Source organism: Micromonospora sp. Llam0 (assembly GCF_003751085.1).
In the GTDB taxonomy this organism is placed as follows: domain Bacteria; phylum Actinomycetota; class Actinomycetes; order Mycobacteriales; family Micromonosporaceae; genus Micromonospora_E.
The window spans coordinates 1,345,885-1,364,647 of sequence record NZ_RJJY01000002.1 but is presented as its reverse complement, the minus strand read 5'-3'; the positions used below and the strand labels follow the sequence as shown (position 1 = coordinate 1,364,647).

The window sequence follows — 18,763 nt, the reverse complement described above, 5'->3', positions numbered from 1 at the left end:
GCCGCCCTTCCAACTCTCGCTGTTGAGGGGGCTGCGGTGCTGGGGAAGTGGTTTCAGCGGGCAGACGTGCCAGTGGACGTGGTGTATCCGGTGCCGGGTCGGCGCCGGTACGCCGAGGTGAGCTCGCCGCCGCCGGACCGACGGCCGGCGACCCGGACGGATCGGGCGCTGCGCCGGGGCGGTAACGCTGGCCGGCACTACCTGCCGTGAGAAAGCCGGAAACCGGGCGGGAGCCGGTGCACGAACCGCAGCGGCCGTCGTGGTGGTGTGTGGTGTGTCCGGACGGTACGCCGTGGCCCTGCCCACCGGGGCGGGTGCAGTTGGCGGAAGCGTACGTCGGTGAACCGATCGCGTTGTCGGTCGACGTCAGCGAGTTGCTGCCGGTGGCCGCGCAGGAGGCCGGCATCACCGATCCGGCCGAGCTGTACGAGCGGTTCGTGTCCTGGACCTGGTCGGCGGCGGGTGACCGGCGGTGAGTGTTGCGGTCGGGCGGCGGGTGGCGCAGTGGCGGGTGCGGCGGCGAATGACCCAGCAGGTGTTCGCCGACCGGATCGGCCGGTCGAAAAGCTGGGTGGACAAGGTCGAGCGCGGGGTCCGGACCCTTGACCGCTTTTCGCTGATCAAGCAGGTCGCCGAGGTGCTGCGGGTCGACCCGGCGGAACTCCTCGGCGACGACAGCGAGCCGCAGCTTGGCGCCGCGTCGGCCGGTGTCGATGCGGCCCGGGCGGCGCTGGCCTGCTACGACGTGTTCACCACTTCACCTGCCGGTGCGTCGCCGACGCTGCCGGGGGAGGTGGCGCGGCGGGTCGAACATGCGTGGTCAACGTACCGCCACGGCGACTACCCCCGGTTGCTGCGGACGGTGCCGGAGCTACTGGACGCCGCCCAGCGGTCGCACACCACCCGACCCGAGGAGGGGGCGGTGCTGTTGACGCGGGCGTACCAGGTCACCGCGCTCGTGCTGGTCAAGGTAGGTGAGGCCGAGCTGGCCTGGTTGGCGGCCGATCGGGCGGTCGCGACCGCCGGCACTGACCGGTTGCTGGCGGCGTCGGCGGTGGTGCCGCTCGGGCAGGCGCTGCGCGGGTTGGGTCAGGGCCGGCTGGCGATGGCGGCGGCGGTCACCGCCGCCGACCGGATCGCCGTATCCACAGACGCGCGGGCGACACCGCCGGGCCGGGCGGTGTACGGGACGTTGCTGGTGCAGGCGGGGTTGGCCGCCGCCAGCTGCGGCGACACCCACAGTGTCACTGAGCTGCTCCGGCAGGCGGCCGACGTCGCCGGCCAGGTCGGTGACGGGAAGGACTACCGGGCGGCGAGTTTCGGGCCGGCGGCGGTGGAGTTGGCACACGTGGTGGCAGCGGTGGAGTTGGGCGACGGTCGGCAGGCGATCCGCCTGCATGAGTCGGCCACCAGTCGACAACTCTGGCAAATGCTGCCGGCCGAGCACCGGGCGGCGTATATGGTGGACGCCGCACGGGCGCACCTCGACGGCGGTGACTTCACCGGGGCGGGGCGGTGGCTGGTCGAAGCCGACCGCGTCGCACCAGCGGAGATTCGCTGCCGACCCTCCGTGCGTACCGTCGTGGCTGAGGTCGCCCGGTGCGGGCCGCAGGTCGCCGGCGTCGCCCGGCTGGCGACGGCGCTCGGGCTGACGACGTCTCCGCCACGAGCGGGCTAGGCGGGAACGACGTGCCTGAGCCTCACCTTGATGTGTCCGGGTACCAGGCGGCGGCGCTCATGTCGACCCGCTCGCCGCCGTCGCCGACCCCAACCGCTGTCCCCTTGAACGGGCATCCTTCGGCACGCAGCAGGGCACGGGCGCGGTCTTCGTGCCCCGGCGGCAGCCGGCCGGCCGAGGAAACCACCCGGTACCACGGGACGGCGGAGCCATGGCGCGCCATGATGTTGCCGACCAGGCGGGCGGAGGCACGCCCGCTCGGCTCCGCCAGGGCGTCGGCGACCGCGCCGTACGACATGACCCGCCCGGGTGGGATGCGTTCGACGAGCGCCAGCACTTCCTCGACGTACTCCTGCGGGGTCACGCACGCCACGATATGAGATCTCGCGCCGACGACGCGCACGCCGGCACGCACAATGGGCGGGTGCGTGCCGCAGTTACCCAGGCGAAGCGGGTCGTCGTCAAGATCGGCTCCTCGTCCCTCACGACAGCGGGCGGCGGCCTGGACGGCGACCGGGTCGACGCCCTCGTCGACGTCCTCGCCGCCCTGACGGACGACGGACGTGAGGTGGTGCTCGTCTCCTCCGGGGCGATCGCGGCCGGGCTCGCGCCGCTCGGGCTGACCCGACGCCCGCGTGACCTGGCCACCCAGCAGGCGGCGGCCAGCGTCGGGCAAGGGCTGCTGATCGGCCGGTACGCCGCCAGCCTGGCCCGGCACGGTCTGACGACGGGCCAGGTGCTGCTGACCGCGGACGACGTGACCAGGCGGGCGCACTACCGCAACGCGTACCGGACGTTGCGCAAGCTGCTCGACCTCGGGGCGATCCCGATCGTCAACGAGAACGACACCGTCGCCACCGACGAGATCCGGTTCGGCGACAACGACCGGCTGGCCGCCCTGGTCGCCGCCCTGGTCCACGCCGATCTGCTGGTGCTGCTGTCCGACGTCGACGCCCTCTACACCGGCGACCCAGCGAAGCCGGCCAGTGAACGGATCTCCGAGGTGCGCGACGCCGCCGATCTGGCCGGGGTGGCGATCGGCAAGGCCGGGCGGGCCGGGGTCGGCACCGGCGGCATGGTCACCAAGGTGGAGGCGGCCCGGATCGCCACCGGATTCGGTATCCCGGTGGTGCTGACCGCCGCCCCGCTCGCCGCCGAAGCGTTGCGCGGTGACGCGGTCGGCACCCTGTTCCACCGGGTGGAGCGCCGGCCCGCCGCCCGGCTGTTCTGGCTGGCGCACGCCACCGCGCCCCGGGGCCGGCTGCACCTGGATCCCGGCGCGGTGCAGGCGGTGGTGGCCCGCCGCAAGTCGCTGCTGCCGGCCGGGATCACCGCCGTCGACGGTACGTTCACCGCCGGCGACCCGGTCGACCTGGTCGACGCGGCGGGTGCGCCGGTGGCCCGTGGGCTGGTCAACTACGACGCGGTGGAGCTGCCGACGCTGCTCGGCCGGTCCACCGGTGAGCTGGCCGCGGCACTAGGGCCAGGATATGAGCGGGAGGTCGTGCACCGCGACGACCTGGTGCTCCTATGACCACACGACAATCGAGGAGAAGCTGACCATGAGCGTGACCGAGCAGGGCCGCCGGGCGCGGGTGGCCGCCGACGAGCTGGTCACCGCGACCCGGGCGGCCAAGGACGCCGGGTTGCTGGCGATGGCCGATGCGCTCGTCGCCCGTACCGCCGAGATCGTGGCCGCGAACGCGGCCGACCTGGCGGCGGGACGGGCCAACGGCCTGTCGACGGCGCTGCTGGACCGCCTCGCCCTCAACGAGAAGCGCATTGAAGACATGGCGCAGGCGTTGCTGGCGATGGCCGGGCTGGCCGACCCGGTCGGCGAGGTGGTGCGCGGCTCGACCCTGCCGAACGGGCTGGAGCTGCGGCAGGTGCGGGTGCCGTTCGGGGTGGTCGGCATCATCTACGAGGCGCGGCCGAACGTGACCGTCGACGCCGCCGGGATCTGCCTGAAGTCGGGCAACGCGGCGCTGCTGCGCGGCTCGTCGTCGGCGGCGCACTCCAACGCGGTCCTGGTCGAGGTGCTGCGGGCCGCGCTGGTCGGTGCCGGACTGCCGGCGGACGCGGTGCAGCTGCTGGACGCCTCGTCGCGGGACTCGGTCAAGGAGCTGATGCGGGCGCGCGGCCTGGTCGACGTGCTGATCCCGCGCGGCGGGGCGGATTTGATCCGCACCGTGGTCGAGGAGTCGACGGTGCCGGTGATCGAGACCGGGGTCGGCAACTGCCACGTGTACGTCGACGCCGCCGCCGACCTGGACAAGGCCCTCGCCGTGGCGGTCAACTCGAAGACGCAGCGGCTGTCGACCTGCAACACCGCCGAGTCGCTGCTGGTGCACGTGGACGTGGCGGCGGCGTTCCTGCCGAAGCTGCTGGCGGCGTTGCGTGACGCCGGGGTGACCGTGCACGGCACCCCGGAGGTGGCGGCGTTCTCGGCCGACGTGGTGCCGGCCACCGACGACGACTTCGCCACCGAGTACCTCTCGGCCGACATCTCGGTCGCCGTCGTCGGCTCGCTCGACGCGGCGGTGGCGCACATCAAGCGGTACGGCACCGGGCACACCGAGGCGATCGTCACCGACTCGGCGAGCGCCGCCCGGGAGTTCGTGGCCCGGGTCGACGCGGCCGCGGTGATGGTGAACGCGTCGACCCGGTTCACCGACGGCGGGCAGTTCGGCTTCGGCGCGGAGATCGGCATCTCCACCCAGAAGCTGCACGCCCGCGGCCCGATGGGGCTGCCGGAGCTGACCTCGACGAAGTACGTGGTCACCGGCGACGGCCACCTGCGCGGGTAACCCCACCCGACGGCGGGCGCGCCCGCCGGCAGGCCGGTCAGCGGCAGGCGCGGATCGCGGCCAGGACGACGTGCACCTCGAACGCGTCGCCCGCGTCGCTGTCCCAGCCGCCGTCGCTGCGCTGGGTGGTGGCCAGCCGGCGGCGGGCGTTGGTCAGCAGCCAGTCGTCGTCGGCCAGGCCGGCCCGGCGCAGCGCGGCGGCCAGCTGGGCGACGTCGCCGGGGGTCATGGTGGCGAGCCGGTCGTTGAGCACCACCTGCATCCGGGCCGACTCGTAGAACATGGTCTGCCGGTAGAGGGTGGCGGCGGCCAACCAGCCGGCCAGCAGGTACGACGGCCAGGTGCCGTCCGGGCGCATCTGGGCAGCCAGGTAGTGGGCGGCGCGCTGCGCGGCGGCGCGGTGACCGGGGTCGCCGGCACCGTCGGTGTCGGCGACGCTCAGCCAGTAGCCGGCGTTGGCGGTCAGGTAGTAGGTGGCTTCCGGGTCGCCGGGCCGTGCCCAGTCGGGTGCCTCGGCGGCCAGGCTCTCGTCCTCTTCCCAGCTGCCGTCGGCCCGTTGCCGGGCGGCCAGCCAGTCGAGTGCCTTGCGGGCCGGTGGCCGGTCGAGCGCTCCGAGGTCGTCCAGCTCAGCGAGGCGGAAGCAGGTGGCGTCGACCGAGGCGACGTCGCCGGCCCAGAAGGCGGGCCAGCCGCCGTCCGGGGCCTGGCCGATCTCGGCGCTGGTGAGGGCGTCGGGCTGCGGGGCGGTCCCGGTCCGCAACCAGGACAGCCGGGCCCGGTCCACGGTGTCGCCGTGCGCGACGACGAACCCGATGGCGGCATCCATATCGACCACGGACGACAGGCTACCGGCGGGTCCGCCGGTCCGCCTCGGTAACTCAGTCAAGGTCAACTAGCCGGCCGGGGACCTGGACGGACCGGATCCCCGGCGGCACCGTCATGACCGGCCGGTGGCCGCCGGCCCGCAGCGGGCGGCCACCGGCCCCGGAGGGCTGGCGGCCACCGGCCGCTGGATCAGTAGCTGGGCAGCGACATCAGTAGCTGGGCAGCGACGGGTCGATCTGCTTGACCCAGGAGAGCACCCCGCCCTGGACGTGCACGGCGTCGGCGAAGCCGGCGGCCTTGACCGCGGCGAGGGCTTCGGCCGACCGTACGCCGGACTTGCAGTGCAGCACGATCTGCCGGCCCTGCGGCAGCTTCGCCAGGGCTTCGCCGTTGAGGAACTCGCCCTTGGGGATCAGCGTCGAGCCGGGGATCTTGACGATCTCGTACTCGGCCGGCTCCCGGACGTCGATCAGGAAGAAGTCCTTGCCGGCGTCCTGCCAGTCCTTCAGTTCGCGGGCGGTGATGGTGGAGTCGACGACGGCCTCCTCGGCTTCGGTGGACACCGCGCCGCAGAAGTCGTCGTAGTCGATCAGGCCGGTGATCGGCTCGCCGTTCGGGTCCTTGCGGATCTTGATGACCCGGTAGGTCATCTCCAGGGCGTCGTAGACCATCAGCCGGCCGAGCAGTGGATCACCGATGCCGGTGATCAGCTTGATCGCCTCGGTCACCATGATCGACCCGATCGAGGCGCAGAGCACCCCGAGCACGCCGCCCTCGGCGCACGACGGCACCATGCCGGGCGGCGGCGGCTCCGGGTAGAGGTCCCGGTAGTTCGGGCCGTGCTGGTCCCAGAAGACGCTGACCTGGCCGTCGAACCGGTAGATCGACCCCCACACGTACGGCTTGCCGAGCAGCACGCAGGCGTCGTTGACCAGGTAGCGGGTGGCGAAGTTGTCGGTGCCGTCGAGGATCAGGTCGTACTGGCCGAAGATGTCGAAGACGTTGTCGTTGTCCAGCGACACGTCGTGGATCTGGATGTTGACGTACGGGTTGATCTCCCGGACCGACGACGCGGCCGACTCGGCCTTGGACCGGCCGATGTCCGACTGGCCGTGGATGATCTGACGCTGCAGGTTCGACTCGTCGACGGTGTCGAAGTCGACGATGCCCAGCGTCCCGACACCGGCCGCGGCCAGGTACATCAGGGCGGGTGAGCCGAGCCCACCGGCGCCCACGCAGAGCACCTTGGCGTTCTTGAGGCGTTTCTGGCCGTCGACCCCGACATCCGGGATGATGAGGTGCCGCGAGTAGCGGCGGATCTCATCGACGGTCAGCTCGGCGGCGGGTTCGACGAGCGGGGGCAACGACACGGTGAACTCCCCGGGATCGGCAATGCTGGCTGCGCTATTGTTGCTCGCTTCGCGCCGACTCGGCCATGAGTAGCGACACCGCCCGCCATCCGGGATCCGGGAATAGCCGCTCCCGGCGCGGGTCGGCACCCGGCACCGTGGGCCGGTCGCTCCCGGTCAGGTCATCGGTGGGCCGGCGTACCGCTTTCCGTCCAGGTAGGGCCAGCCGTTGGCCACGCAACCCTGCATTCCGTACGTCTGCTGCTGCATCACCGGAGCGGGCCGGCCGGGTGCCGGGCAGAGTTCGTGGCCCATGCCGAACTGGTGACCGACCTCGTGGTTGATCACGTAGGCGCGGTACTCGGCGAGCGTTCCGTCGTAGTGCGGCACCGCCTCCAGCCAGCGCGCCAGATTGATGATCACCTGGCCGGGCAGTCGGCACGAGGTGTACTTCTCGGTGGACAGCCCACCGAGCGCGCACATCTGCTCCGAGGTGCCCGGGGTGGCCAGGTAGATGGTGAACTCGGCGGCGTCGACCCGGGACACCCGCTGCAGCCGGAACTGCCGGGAGGCGATCCAACTGCGTTCGTCGCCGAGCGTCGCGTCGACGATGGCCGCGAACTCGTCGGCGCGCTGACCGGTCCCGTCCTCGACGGCGACCCGGAACCGGCGTAGGTCCCCGGCCCAGCCGAGCAGCCGGCCGGTCCCGGTGAGGTAGCCGAAGGTACCCGGCCCGGTCTCCGGGTAGCTGGCCGGCGATGGGGCCGGCGATGAGGTCGGCGGCAGACCGGCGCCGTCCGACGGTGCGCTGCCGGCGGGTGCCGCCCCGCCGCCGGGGCCGGGCTCGCGTACCGCCGCCGCCAGCAGCCCGGTGGCGCCGGAACCGGCTCGCAGGACGTCGGTGACGATCAGCGCCGCCGCCATCGTCACCAGGACGAGTGCCCCGGCCCGGCGGCGTCGGCGCCGCGCCGCTCGTCGCCGGTCCGTCCGGTGATCCCGCTGGCGGTCCGGCCCGTGGCCCGGCCGGCGGTCCGGCTCCTCGGTGACTCGTCGTCGGTCGTGCATCGTGGCCCGCCCCTCATGGCGTGCTTCGCCACCCGCGCCGGTCGGACTGGTGCACGACAGGGGGCGAACCGGCGCGAATCCCTGGCCTGACCTGCCCAGATTGTCACGGCATGTCGGTAAGGCCCGAACGACGCGCGGGGATCATCGGCTCAGGGATTCAATCCGACCGTACGCCCCGTATCCTCCGACGATCCGCCGAGCGGCCGGATCACAACGGGGGACCGGCGTACCGCTCACCGGCCAGGAACGGCCACGGGTTGGCCACACATCCCTTGAGGAACAGGGTCTGCTGCATCATCACCGGGGCCGGCTCGCCCTCCCCCGGACAGCGCTCGTGGCCGTAGCCCAGCTCGTGGCCGACCTCATGATTGATCACGTACGCCCGGTAGACGTCGAGCGGGACCTCGCCGCTGACGTAGTGGTCGACCGAGAACCGCCAGCGGTCCAGGTTGATGATCGCCTGGCCCTGCGCCCGACACGAGGTGTACGGCTCGCCGTCGATCCGGATGTCCACCCAGCCGGCCTGGCACATCCGGGCGGCGGTCTGCGCGGTGGCCAGGTAGACCGTGAAGTCGTGGCCGGCCTGGTCCGGCACCCGCTGCAGGCGCAGCTGACCGCCGCCGATCCAGCTCCGTTCGTCGGAGAGCAGCTTCTCCACCGTGTCACCGAACGCCTCGACGTCCTCCTCGGAGCCGATCTCCACGGCCACCCGGTAGCGGCGCAGGGTGCCGGACCGACCGGCGATCTTCCCCTGCTTCGAGCTGAAGTCGAACTCGCCGCTGCCGGCCGACGGCGCCGTGCCGGACAGCCGCAGCACCGGCGCTGGTGGCGCGGTCGTCGGCGGTGGGCCGGTCGTCGTTGGCGGGTCGACGCTGGGCGTCGCCGCTGCGGTGCCGCCGGGCGGCGCGGCCATCGCGTCCCGATCGCCGCCCACTCCGACCCGGGGTAGCGCGAACCCGATCGCGGCCAGCCCGAGCACGGTCACCAGCAGCGCCGCCAGCACCGGCCACCGCAGCTGCCGCCGACGGGTACGCGACGCGTCCCGCCGCTGCCGGCGGTGCGCCGACCGGCTCCGTGCCCCGGACGGGTGGTCACGGCGTGTCGGGCGGGTGCGGCGGTCTGACATCGCTGACCAGCGTGCCACAGCGAACGCCGGTCCGGGCACCCCGGATCGGCGCGTCGGTCCGGGCACGCCGTCTGGCCGACCGGGCCACTGAGCGACCGGTCAGGCCGCCGGACCGCTGCCGATCAGGCCGCAGATGCGTGCCGATCAGGCCAGCAGAGCATCCAGTCGCCGGTTGACGGCGGCGAGTGTGGCTCTCACCACAGCCTGCCGCGGGTCCCCCGAGACGACCGCCGAACCGGCCAACTGCTCCACCCAGCCACCGCAGGCGAGCAGGACCACGACCACCGCCACCTCGCAGCCGCCCATCGGCACCACGGCCGCGTGCTCGACGATGCACCGTCCCCGGTCCGCCGCGCCGGCCGGGCCGGCCAACAGCTTCTCGATCGCCGAGGCGGCGGCCACCGCGCACAGCCGCAGCACGTACCCGTCGACCGCCGGTCCGGTCGCCACACCGGACGTGGTCCGCCGGCCGGCGGTCAGTCGCACCTCGACGGTGGCGTCCACGCCGAATGTGCTGACCTGGACGTGGTCCAGCACGACCCGGGGGCCGGGCCGACCACCCGGGTTCAGCGGCCTGGGCGGCCCGCTCTCCGGCGCGGTGCCACTCGGCTCCACACACGGCACAGCGGCTGTCGCGGCGGCCGTACCCGCGTGCCGTGGCGGCGGATCGTCCTGGCCGGGGCGGGGACCCAGCGGCTGTCGGCGGCGGCGCGGTACGTCCGCCGGCTCCGGGGCGACCCAGCCGGGTACGCCGCCCGGTGCCGTCGGCGGCGGAGCCGTCGAGCCCGGCGGCCGACCCGGCGCCGGCAGATCGGCGCGGCCGGGCAACGCCGGCAGCCCGTGGTCGGGTTCGACACCCGGCAGGTTCTGCGGGGCCGCCGCCAGGCCCATCCGTTCCTGGAGCAGCCGCGCCACCAACCGGCTCACCTCCGCCGGGTCGGCACCTTCGGCCAGGTCGAGCCGGAGGCTGTGGGCACCGGCGTCGGTGGTCCGCAGCGAGGCGTCGCGGACTCCGCCGACGCCGCGTACCGCCGCCAGGATCGCTCCGACGTCGAAGCCTTCCGGCCGCTCCTGCGGCTGGTCGACGACGTCGCCTCGGCGCAGGTGGGACGCGATCCGCGCGAGCTCCGGCGTCTCTGCCGCGTGTTCGACCGGCGGCAGCTGCTGTGGCACGGTCGGCACGTCCGGGTCGGCGGGAACCCGCTGCGGCAACGCGTCCAGCGCGGCAGCCGCGATGGGGGTGGCGGACAGATCCGCCGGATGTTCGACCGGCGGTAGCGCAGCACCGGCCGGCTCGGCAGTCACCGGTGCCACAGCCGGCCCGGACACCGTCGCCTCGCCCAGTTCGTCGTCCGCACGGCGGGAAACCGCCCGGCGGCGGGGCATCAGGTCGTCGGCGTCCCCGTCGCTGTCACCCTGGCCGGGCCGCCCCGGTCCGTACTGCCCGGCGGGAGCCGTCGGCTCGTACCGGGGCTGGCCACTGACCGGCCGGTACCCGGCCGCCTGGCCCAGGTCGGCCGGGCGGTCGGGGCGCCACGGCATCTCCTCCGGCACGGTCGGCGGATCCGGCATCGCCCAGCCCGACTCGCCGCTCGCCGCGCCCGGCCAGCCGCCGCGGTCGTCGCCGCCCCAGCTCGGTGGCGGCGGACCGGACCAGCCGCTGTCAGCGGTGGTGGTCTGGTCGTCGGACCAGGCCGGCGGCTCGATGTCGTCCCGTTCCGCCGGGCCGCTCGGCCCACTGGCGGCCTCGGCCGCCCACACCTGACCGCCGGATTCCGTGGCCGCCCAGCTCGAATCGGTCGGTCCGTCCGTCCAGCCCGGCTCCGACGCCGACCAGCGCTGCCCGTACGACCAGTCCGGCTCACCGGCCGGAGGCCCGGACGTCGGCCCGGAGGGCGCCCCCTGACCACGCTGGGTCCGGTGGCCCGCGTCGTCGCCGGAGGGCCGGTCCCAGGCGGCGGAGCTGGTCGGTCGCGGCCATTCGCCGGTGGCGCTCTGTCGATGCCACTGGTCGGCGGCCGGTACGGCGCTGGTCGGGACCGGCCGTCGCCACTCGTCGGTGGCACCGGGCCGGGGCCATTCGCCGGTCACCTGCCGGGACCACGGCCCGACAGCACCTGGACCGGGCCATTCGCCGGTCGGCTGCCGGAGCGGACCCGGGTCGGAGGGCTGCCCAGCAGGCTGCGGCGGTGCCGGGGCAAGGTCGTCGCGGCGGGCCGGTTCGTCGTGTCTGGCTGCGTCCGCCGTACGGCCGGCGGGGCCGCCAGCAGACCGGTCGGCTGGCGTGCCCGGGGAGCCGGGCCGGTCGGTCGACATCGCAGGGCGGTCGGGCGGAAGGCCGGACTGCGCGCTGCGCTGCCGGTCGGGCTCGACCGGGCGGTCATCGGGCTCGGACCGTCGCTCGGCTGGCCGACCGGTGGTCGGCGGTTGGAAGCCCGGTGGGGTGCCGGGGCGGGCCGGCCGGGCGGGCGACACCGGTGCCGCCGAGGCCACCGGCACCGCGCGCAGCGGCGCGGTCGGCACCACCCGGGCCGTCTCCTGCCAGCGGGGCGGCGGGTTGACCGGCGTCGGGGCCGGGCGTGGGTTGTCACCGCCACGGCGCTCAGCGGGGCCACCAGCTGCGGGCGGGTCGTCGGCAGGCCCACCGGCCACCCGGGCGGTCGGCTCGTCGTCGGCCCGTCCGGTGTCCGTGCCGCCCGGCTGGATCGACTCACCGGCCGGCGCGGGGCGTGGGGTCGGTACCACGGTCTCGGCCGGCCCGGAGACCGGCCGGCCGTTGACGGCGGTGGCACGGCCGTTGTCGGTGCTGCGGGAGCCGCGGGCGGGTGAGCCGCCGCGCGGGGTCCGGGTGAACGGCAGCACCTCGGCGTACCGGGACGGCGGGTCGGCCCAGTGCGGGCCGCTCACCGGTTCGTCGCGGGCGGCCCAGCCGGCACCGGCACGGTCGGCGTCCGGGCCGACACCCGAGCCGTCCGACCACCGGGTCGGCGACCCCGTCCAACTGCCCATGCCCTGGTCACGACGGTCTCGCGGATCCGCTCCGCCGTCCTCTGGTCCCGGTGCGGCCCCGCGGGGTTCACCTGATTCGTCCACCGTGCGCTCCTCGGTCGCCCCCGCTGAGGCTACCGTGTGCTGACAGTGGCGATAAGTTGCAACGTCGGGCCAATCGACCGGCCAGGTGATATGCACTGATCGTTTCGTTTCTTCGCCGACCAGATGGCCGCGACCGGACTCGGAGGTTCGACATGACCGCTGCGTCGAGCGACGCACAGACAAGCGGCCGACCGGCCCGGATGCCGCGGTCCGCCCGCCGCAAGCAGCTGCTCGCCGCCGCCCAGGAGGTGTTCGTCGCGCAGGGTTACCACGCGGCGGCGATGGACGACATCGCGGAGCGGGCCGGCGTGTCGAAGCCGGTGCTTTATCAGCATTTTCCGGGCAAGCTGGAGTTGTATCTGGCACTGCTCGACACGCACTGCGACGCCATCATCGCGAAAGTCGCCGCCGCGATGGCCGCGACCACCGACAACAAGGAACGGGTCAGCGGGGCGGTGCAGGCCTACTTCGACTTCGTCGACGAGGAGAGCGGCGCCTTCCGGCTGGTCTTCGACTCCGACCTGCGCAACGAACCGCTGGTACGGGCCCGGGTGGAGCGCGTCGAACGCGAGTGCATCGCGTCGATCACCGACACCATCATCTCGGACACCGGGGTGAGCCGGTCCCGGGCCGAACTGCTCGCCTCCGGGTTGGTCGGCGCGGCCGAGACCGCCGCCCAGTTCTGGTTGGCCGGTGGTCGACAGGTGCCCAAGGGCGAAGCCGAGTCGTTGCTCGCCGCACTGTCCTGGCGGGGCATCGCCGGGTTCCCGCTGCAGGGCGAGGCATCCTGAACACAGTGCGTCCGCATCGGCTAACCTTCGCGTTGGCGTTGTTTTCGCCCACCTCAAGGAGGACCCGTGGAGGTCAAGATCGGCGTGCAGTACGCGCCGCGCGAGCTCGTTCTGGACAGTGCCCAGTCACCGGCTGAGATCGAGCAGATCGTGACCCAGGCAATCGCGACCGAGGGGACTCTGTCACTCACCGACGAGCGCGGCCGCCGGGTCATCGTCCCGGTCAGCAAGATCGCGTACGTCGAGATCGCCGAGGCCGCTCCCCGTTCGGTCGGCTTCACCGTCCGCTGACCTGACCTGACCGGCCCGAAGCTGCCAAGCCGGCCGCCGACTCACGGCTGCTGACTCCCGGCTGCCGACCGCACCGATCCGGATCGGTTCACCCTGATCCGGATCGGTCCGCCCAGATCACCCGCCAGATCACCGCGCCGGTCGCGATTGCGGCCCGGTCGCGACTCTGCTCGGCCGACACCGCCGACGACCGTGCCGTTCGTCACCGCCGCCGTGCCCGCACCACCCCGACGGCGTGACAAGAACCACAGCTGAGTCGTCGGTCCGGCCGCCGTCGCCGAGGATCTCCACGTCGACGCGGACCGTCAGCTACCATGGTCAGCAATGCTGCGGCCGTCGAGGATGCTCGAGCGGGGTTCGCGGCGCGCGTGCGGCCCGCGACCTGTCGATCGCGTGTGGCCAGCGCCGTCAACTGACGCACTGCGGCATGCCGCAGACAACGCGTCGCCCCGGCATCGCGGCGGCACGTCGCAGCACCCGCACCGCACCGACACGACGTCGGTGCCGACGACCATCGGACGCGCCGGCTCGGCGCGCCGCACAACCGGCGCCCTTCCGGCACCGACCACAACCGGCGCGCACCCTGCGCGCCGCACAACCGGCGCCGTCGCGGCGCCGCATCCGACACGCGCCCTCAGGAACAGGCGGGGCGCACCACGAGAGGCACCCCCGACACCTGATGACTGACATTTTCGATCACAACGCCGGTGACGAGTTCGATCACAACGTCGGTGACGAGCCGGCGAAACGCCCACCGGCACGGCCGGACAGCCCCACCTTCGCCGACCTGGGCGCCCGCCCGGAGACGGTGACCGCGCTCGCCGAGGTTGGCATCGTCCACGCCTTCGCCATCCAGGAGTACGCCCTGCCGATCGCGCTGCGCGGCAGCGACCTGATCGGCCAGGCACCGACCGGGACCGGCAAGACTCTCGGCTTCGGCGTACCGCTCATCGACCGGGTGCTCGCCCCGGCCGAGGGCGGTGACGGCGTACCGCAGGCACTGGTCGTCGTCCCGACCCGCGAGCTCGGCCTGCAGGTCGCCAAGGACCTGGCCGCCGCCGGCAGCACCCGCGGCGTGCGGGTGCTGCCGATCTACGGTGGCGTCGCGTACGAGCCGCAGATCGAGACGCTGCGCTCCGGCGTGGAGATCCTGGTCGGTACGCCGGGTCGGTTGATGGACCTGGCCAAGCAGAAGAAGCTGCGGCTCGACCGGATCCGGGCACTGGTGCTGGACGAGGCCGACCGGATGCTCGATCTGGGCTTCCTCGACGACGTCGAGCGGATCCTGGCAATGCTGCCCGAGGACCGGCAGACGATGCTGTTCTCCGCCACCATGCCCGACCCGATCGTGGCCCTCTCCCGGCGGTTCCTGCGCCAGCCGGTGACCATCCACGCCGGGCACACCACGGAGGCGGGCGTCCCCCCGCTGACCCGTCAGGTGGTCTACCGCACCCACCCGATGAACAAGATCGAGATCGTCTCCCGGATCCTGCAGGCCGAGGAGCGCGGGCTGACGATGATCTTCACGCGTACCAAGCGGGCGGCCGACCGGGTCGCCGAGGACCTGGACTTCCGTGGCTTCGCGGTGGCCGCCGTGCACGGCGACCTCGGCCAGGGGGCCCGGGAACGGGCGCTGCGCGCCTTCCGTACCGGAAAGATCGACATCCTGGTGGCCACCGACGTCGCCGCTCGCGGTCTGGACGTCTCCGGCGTCACCCACGTCATCAACTACGACTGCCCGGAGGACCAGGACACCTACACCCACCGGATCGGCCGCACCGGCCGGGCCGGCGCGACCGGGGTGGCGGTGACCTTCGTCGACTGGGAGGACATGACCCGGTGGCGGATCATCGACAAGACCCTCGGGCTGGAGATGCCCGAGCCGCCGGAGACGTACCACACCTCCGAGCACCTCTACGCCGACCTGGACATCTCCCGCGACGTCTCCGGCACGCTGCCCAGCGCCGACCGCACCCGCGCCGGGCTGTCCGCCGAGGTCGAGGAGGACCTCGGCGGTCGCAGCGCCGGCCGACGGCGGCGCGGTGACGGCGACGGCCGCGCCGAGCGTGGAGCGCGCGGTGACAGCCGGGGCCGCCGGTCGTCGCGGTCCCGCCGATCCGCCGCGCCGGACGACACCGACCGGTCCGCCGCCACCGCGACGACCGGCGGCGAGGACGGTGCCCCGGCCAGCCGCCGGCCACGTCGGCGGCGGCGCGGCGGCCAACTCGTCGACGGCGGTGCCGCCACCGACTCCGGTGCGGCGTCCACCGGCGGTACGGAGATCGCGGCCGCCGCCACGTCGGACGGCAGCTCGGGCGGTTCGACGCGCCGCCGCCGGCGCCGCCGGGGTGGCTCCGGCGGTGCCGGCCGGGCCGACCAGGCCGGCGGCGGCGACAACTGACCCGTTCCCTCGCCGACGCCCTCGACGACGTCCGGGCGCTGCTGCTCAGCCCGCAGCTCACCCGGGCGGTCGCCGCTGGGCGTCGGCGCAACGCCGCCCCGTCGGTCGTTCGGGCCGAGCTCCGGCCGGTCGCCCTGCGGGCCGGTACCCATCTGCAGATCGTCACCAACGACGGCACCCGTCCGGTGACCCGTAACCTGCCGCCGGGTGCCCCGGCCGAAGCCGCGGTCGACCAGCTGCTCGCCGAGCCGTTCGGGAACTGGCACGTCGAGACCAGCACCAGCACCCTGCAGCTGCGGGTGACCAAGAAGGGCACCGCGCAGGTGCACCGGTCGACCGCCGACCGGGCCGACACCGGCCCCGGCGACCACGACCGGGCCAAGCGGTACCTGCTGGATCCGGACGACCCGCTGTTCGCCGCGATCGGTGCCAACGCCGCGAAACGTCGCCAGGTCGACGCGTTCCTGCGGGCACTCGCCGCCACCCTGCCCGACCCGCTGCCCACCGGGCCGCTGCACGTCGTCGACCTGGGCTGCGGCAACGCCTACCTGACCTTCGCCGCCTACCGCTACCTGATTGCCTGCGGCGTGGAGCCGGTGGTGACCGGCGTCGACGTCCGCGAGGACCAGCGGCGGCGCAACACCGCGCTCGCCGACCAGCTCGGCTGCGCCGGGCAGGTCCGGTTCGTCGCCGGCACGATCCAGCAGGCACCGGTCGAGCCGGCACCGGACCTGGTGCTGGCGTTGCATGCCTGCGACACCGCCACCGACGAGGCGTTGGCCCGGGCGGTCGACTGGCAGGCCCGGTGGGTGCTGGCCGCGCCCTGCTGCCATCACGACATCGCCGCCCAGCTGCGCCGGCAGCCGGCACCGCAGCCGTACGGGCCGCTGGTCTCCGCCGGCATCCTGCGGGAGCGGTTCGCCGACGTGCTCACCGACACGCTGCGGGCGACCCTGCTCCGGGCGTACGGCTACCGGGTGGACGTGGTCGAGTTCATCGACTCCCAGCACACGCCGCGCAACCTGCTGCTGCGGGCCCGGCGCGGCGGCGTACCGGACCGGCGCGAGCAGCACCGGGCCTACCGGGCGCTGGTCGACCAGTGGGCGGTGACCCCCCGGCTGCAGACCCTGCTGCCGGTGTTGCCGGACGCCGCCGGGGCGATGGTGCCCGACGCCGCCCCGTCGACCGTGCCGGACGCCGCCGGGGCGACCGCGGTCAGTCGACCGTGACGGTGAACTCGGCGGTGTGCACCTCGCCGGCCACCTGAAAGTCCAGGAACAGCCGGTAGTCGCCGGAGCTCGGGGCGGTCAGCCAGAACTTCACCGCGCCGTCGACCAACTCGGCCTCCGGATGCACGTGAAGGTAGCCGAGGTCGCCGTCGCGCAGCGCGACCAGATGCCCGTACGCGCCGAGGTATGGCTCCAGCGTCGGGGCCCGGCCGGCCCGGCTCACCTCGAACAGCAGCGGCGTCACCACCCCGCGCTGCGCGACCCCGCGCATCCGTACGGTGAAGTCGTCCACCTCGGCGGTGTCGGCTGCGGTCGGCAGGTCGGTCGGCAGGTACTCGCCGGCCACCACGAGGTCGACGCCGAGGGTCAACGCGACCGGCGTACCGCCGGAGTCGCGCAGGGTGAAGTCGGTGTAGAGCCGCCAGATGCCGGCGGCGGCCAGCCGGACCGGGACGCTCCAGGTGCCGTCCGGTGCCATCGTCGGGTGCAGATGCTGGTAGCCGGTCAGATCCCGGCGGGCGATGATCAGGTGCATCGGCTTGTCGTGCACCACGTCGAAGGCGGTGACCGGCCGCTGATCGGCGTCGACGATCTGGAAGCGCAGGTCGACCTGGTCGCCGACCGGTAGCTGCCGCTGCACCGGCGCCAGGGTGTAGCCGCCGACGCTGACCGACAGGCCGGACACCTGGTCACCGCCGTCACCGCCGTCACCGCCGTCGGTGCCGGCGCCGTGCACGTGCGGTGTGGTCCCGGGCGGGTGGGTGTGGTCGGCCGCGCCGGCCGCGTACTGGGTGCCGATGCTGGTCGGGGCGGTCACCGCCCGGCCCAGGGCGAACCCGGCGAGCATCGCGAGCACGACGGCAGCGACCCCGGTCGCCAGCCGCACGGTGGACGTCCCCGGCCCGGCCGGCCCGGCCAGATCCGTCGGCTCAACCGGCTCCGTCGGCCCCGTCGGCTCAACCGTCTCCGCCGGCTCCGTCGGATCGCCGGCACCGGTCGCTGTTTCTCCCACCTCGCCGACGGTAGTCGCTACCGGCCGGCAACGCCTCGGCCGGGTCGTCGGCCGGGTCGTCGGCCGTGGCTTCCGCGACGCACGGTCGTTGTACCATCCGTGACCGTTAATAGCTTGGCAGGTAGGGCAGCCGCCCTCGTCACCGCTGTAACCGCCACGTTGCTGCCGGCTCCGGCCCAGGCGCAGGCCTCGATCGCCGAGTTGGACCGGCGGATCGACCAGGCGGCCCACCAGTTGGAGACGGTGGTCGAGCAGTACAACGAGATCCGGGTGGACCTGCGGGAAAACCAGGAACGCGCTGATGGACTCAGCGAAACGATCATCGAACTGGACCGGCAGCTCGCGGTCCGACACGATCAGGTCGGCCAACTCGCGGCCAGCAACTACCGGGTGAACGGTGCCCGACCCGTCGCCACCCTGCTGTCCACCGCGTCGGCGGAATACTTCGTCGACCAGCTGCTCATCGCCGACGTGATCAACCGCGACAACGAGCAGACGATCGCCGGGCTGCGCGACACCCGCGACCGCAGCGAAGCGGCACGCCGGGCGGCGAACGCGCTGATCGAGCAGCAGCTGCTGCAGCAGGAGCAGCTGTCCGCGACGCAGCGGCAGATCGAGTCGGACATCCGGGCGCTGACCGAGCTGCGAGACCGCCAGCAGGCGCTGCTGGACCGGTCCGGTGCTGACGCCGCCGACCGCAGCCGGGCCGGCCCGCTGCCCGAGGCGGCGACCGGCCGCGCGGCCAACGCCGTCGCCTTCGCCCACGCCCAGCTCGGCAAGCCGTACCGGTGGGGGTCGGCCGGGCCGCACTCGTACGACTGCTCCGGGCTGACCTCGACGGCCTGGGCGAAGGCCGGGGTGCGGTTGCCGCACAACGCCCGCCGGCAGTTCGGCACCGTCACCCGGATCGGCCGCGATCAGCTCCGCCCCGGTGACCTGGTCTTCTTCTACAGCAATGTGCAGCACGTCGGGATCTACATCGGGGCCGACCAGATGATCCACGCGCCGCGGCACGGTGAGGTGGTCCGCGTCGACCGGATCGACCGGATGCCGATCAAGGGCTACGGCCGACCGGGCTGACGGGCGGATCGCTCGG

Annotated in this window: 17 protein-coding genes; 10 read left to right on the top strand and 7 right to left on the bottom strand. The window is 73.5% G+C overall.

The window, feature by feature from the left end; all coding sequences use genetic code 11:
- Positions 1-36 precede the first annotated feature (36 nt).
- Genes EDC02_RS40570 through EDC02_RS42580 form a run of 3 tightly spaced genes read left to right on the top strand, consistent with a single transcriptional unit; the run spans position 37 to position 1,678 of the window.
- A complete protein-coding gene (locus EDC02_RS40570) occupies positions 37-210 on the top strand; it encodes a hypothetical protein (RefSeq protein ID WP_158632402.1) in 174 nt (57 codons plus the stop codon).
- The gene (locus tag EDC02_RS39900; RefSeq protein ID WP_148083743.1) at positions 207-476 is read left to right on the top strand and encodes a hypothetical protein; all 270 of its coding nucleotides are present in this window, start codon (positions 207-209) and stop codon (positions 474-476) included. The genes EDC02_RS40570 and EDC02_RS39900 overlap by 4 nt, the downstream gene beginning before the upstream one ends.
- A complete protein-coding gene (locus EDC02_RS42580) occupies positions 473-1,678 on the top strand; it encodes a helix-turn-helix domain-containing protein (RefSeq protein WP_305036227.1) in 1,206 nt (401 codons plus the stop codon). The genes EDC02_RS39900 and EDC02_RS42580 overlap by 4 nt, the downstream gene beginning before the upstream one ends.
- 22 nt (positions 1,679-1,700) lie before the next feature.
- Here the strand turns inward: EDC02_RS42580 and EDC02_RS33625 are convergent, their stop codons facing one another.
- Complete coding sequence (locus EDC02_RS33625; protein WP_123606217.1) at positions 1,701-2,042, bottom strand: MGMT family protein; 342 nt, start codon at positions 2,040-2,042, stop codon at positions 1,701-1,703.
- A gap of 60 nt (positions 2,043-2,102) precedes the next feature.
- Here EDC02_RS33625 and proB point away from each other — a divergent pair, with 60 nt between their 5' ends.
- Together proB and EDC02_RS33615 are read left to right on the top strand one after the other, a co-directional pair.
- Positions 2,103-3,212: a glutamate 5-kinase gene (gene proB, locus EDC02_RS33620; RefSeq protein ID WP_199758002.1), complete on the top strand. Its 1,110-nt coding sequence runs from the start codon at positions 2,103-2,105 to the stop codon at positions 3,210-3,212.
- Between the two features lie 28 nt (positions 3,213-3,240).
- On the top strand, positions 3,241-4,485 hold the full coding sequence (locus EDC02_RS33615) for a glutamate-5-semialdehyde dehydrogenase (RefSeq protein WP_123606215.1): 1,245 nt from the start codon (positions 3,241-3,243) through the stop codon (positions 4,483-4,485).
- Between the two features lie 37 nt (positions 4,486-4,522).
- Here the strand turns inward: EDC02_RS33615 and EDC02_RS33610 are convergent, their stop codons facing one another.
- The 5 genes from EDC02_RS33610 to EDC02_RS41080 form a co-directional block, all read right to left on the bottom strand.
- Positions 4,523-5,311 (bottom strand): prenyltransferase/squalene oxidase repeat-containing protein, encoded by a 789-nt coding sequence (locus tag EDC02_RS33610; RefSeq protein ID WP_123606214.1) that lies wholly within the window; start codon positions 5,309-5,311, stop codon positions 4,523-4,525.
- A gap of 208 nt (positions 5,312-5,519) precedes the next feature.
- Positions 5,520-6,680, bottom strand: coding sequence for an adenylyltransferase/sulfurtransferase MoeZ (gene moeZ, locus EDC02_RS33605; protein ID WP_123606213.1), 1,161 nt, complete (start codon positions 6,678-6,680; stop codon positions 5,520-5,522).
- Positions 6,681-6,836: 156 nt separating this feature from the next.
- Positions 6,837-7,724 (bottom strand): DUF3152 domain-containing protein, encoded by an 888-nt coding sequence (locus EDC02_RS33600; RefSeq protein WP_123606212.1) that lies wholly within the window; start codon positions 7,722-7,724, stop codon positions 6,837-6,839.
- A 208-nt stretch (positions 7,725-7,932) separates the two neighbouring features.
- On the bottom strand, positions 7,933-8,850 hold the full coding sequence (locus EDC02_RS33595; RefSeq protein ID WP_123606211.1) for a DUF3152 domain-containing protein: 918 nt from the start codon (positions 8,848-8,850) through the stop codon (positions 7,933-7,935).
- 144 nt (positions 8,851-8,994) lie between these two features.
- A complete protein-coding gene (locus tag EDC02_RS41080; RefSeq protein ID WP_199758001.1) occupies positions 8,995-11,943 on the bottom strand; it encodes a hypothetical protein in 2,949 nt (982 codons plus the stop codon).
- Between the two features lie 152 nt (positions 11,944-12,095).
- Here EDC02_RS41080 and EDC02_RS33585 point away from each other — a divergent pair, with 152 nt between their 5' ends.
- The 4 genes from EDC02_RS33585 (at position 12,096) to EDC02_RS33570 (ending at position 16,655) form a co-directional block, all read left to right on the top strand.
- Positions 12,096-12,734: a TetR/AcrR family transcriptional regulator gene (locus EDC02_RS33585; RefSeq protein ID WP_123606210.1), complete on the top strand. Its 639-nt coding sequence runs from the start codon at positions 12,096-12,098 to the stop codon at positions 12,732-12,734.
- 66 nt (positions 12,735-12,800) lie between these two features.
- Positions 12,801-13,025 (top strand): DUF3107 domain-containing protein, encoded by a 225-nt coding sequence (locus EDC02_RS33580; protein WP_123606209.1) that lies wholly within the window; start codon positions 12,801-12,803, stop codon positions 13,023-13,025.
- 679 nt (positions 13,026-13,704) lie between these two features.
- Positions 13,705-15,426, top strand: a complete 1,722-nt coding sequence (locus EDC02_RS33575; protein ID WP_123606208.1) for a DEAD/DEAH box helicase — start codon at positions 13,705-13,707, stop codon at positions 15,424-15,426.
- The gene (locus EDC02_RS33570; protein ID WP_123606207.1) at positions 15,423-16,655 is read left to right on the top strand and encodes an SAM-dependent methyltransferase; all 1,233 of its coding nucleotides are present in this window, start codon (positions 15,423-15,425) and stop codon (positions 16,653-16,655) included. The genes EDC02_RS33575 and EDC02_RS33570 overlap by 4 nt, the downstream gene beginning before the upstream one ends.
- On the opposite strand, the gene EDC02_RS33565 is transcribed toward EDC02_RS33570, so the two are convergent.
- Entirely contained in the window at positions 16,642-17,667 is a 1,026-nt protein-coding gene (locus EDC02_RS33565; RefSeq protein WP_233606577.1) for a hypothetical protein, read from the bottom strand. The two genes, EDC02_RS33570 and EDC02_RS33565, sit on opposite strands and share 14 nt — an antisense overlap.
- A gap of 114 nt (positions 17,668-17,781) precedes the next feature.
- Between EDC02_RS33565 and EDC02_RS33560 the strand changes: the two genes are divergently transcribed.
- A complete protein-coding gene (locus tag EDC02_RS33560; RefSeq protein WP_158632401.1) occupies positions 17,782-18,747 on the top strand; it encodes a C40 family peptidase in 966 nt (321 codons plus the stop codon).
- The last annotated feature ends 16 nt before the right edge of the window (positions 18,748-18,763 follow it).

What these genes read in the sequence shown, in the direction of transcription:
- EDC02_RS33600 (WP_123606212.1), bottom strand. Translation starts at nt 7,724, where the DNA reads ATGCACGACCGACGACGAGTCACCGAGGAGCCGGACCGCCGGCCGGGC.
- EDC02_RS33615 (WP_123606215.1), top strand. Translation starts at nt 3,241, where the DNA reads ATGAGCGTGACCGAGCAGGGCCGCCGGGCGCGGGTGGCCGCCGACGAG.
- EDC02_RS33595 (WP_123606211.1), bottom strand. Translation starts at nt 8,850, where the DNA reads ATGTCAGACCGCCGCACCCGCCCGACACGCCGTGACCACCCGTCCGGG.
- EDC02_RS33575 (WP_123606208.1), top strand. Translation starts at nt 13,705, where the DNA reads ATGACTGACATTTTCGATCACAACGCCGGTGACGAGTTCGATCACAAC.
- EDC02_RS33585 (WP_123606210.1), top strand. Translation starts at nt 12,096, where the DNA reads ATGACCGCTGCGTCGAGCGACGCACAGACAAGCGGCCGACCGGCCCGG.
- EDC02_RS33610 (WP_123606214.1), bottom strand. Translation starts at nt 5,311, where the DNA reads ATGGATGCCGCCATCGGGTTCGTCGTCGCGCACGGCGACACCGTGGAC.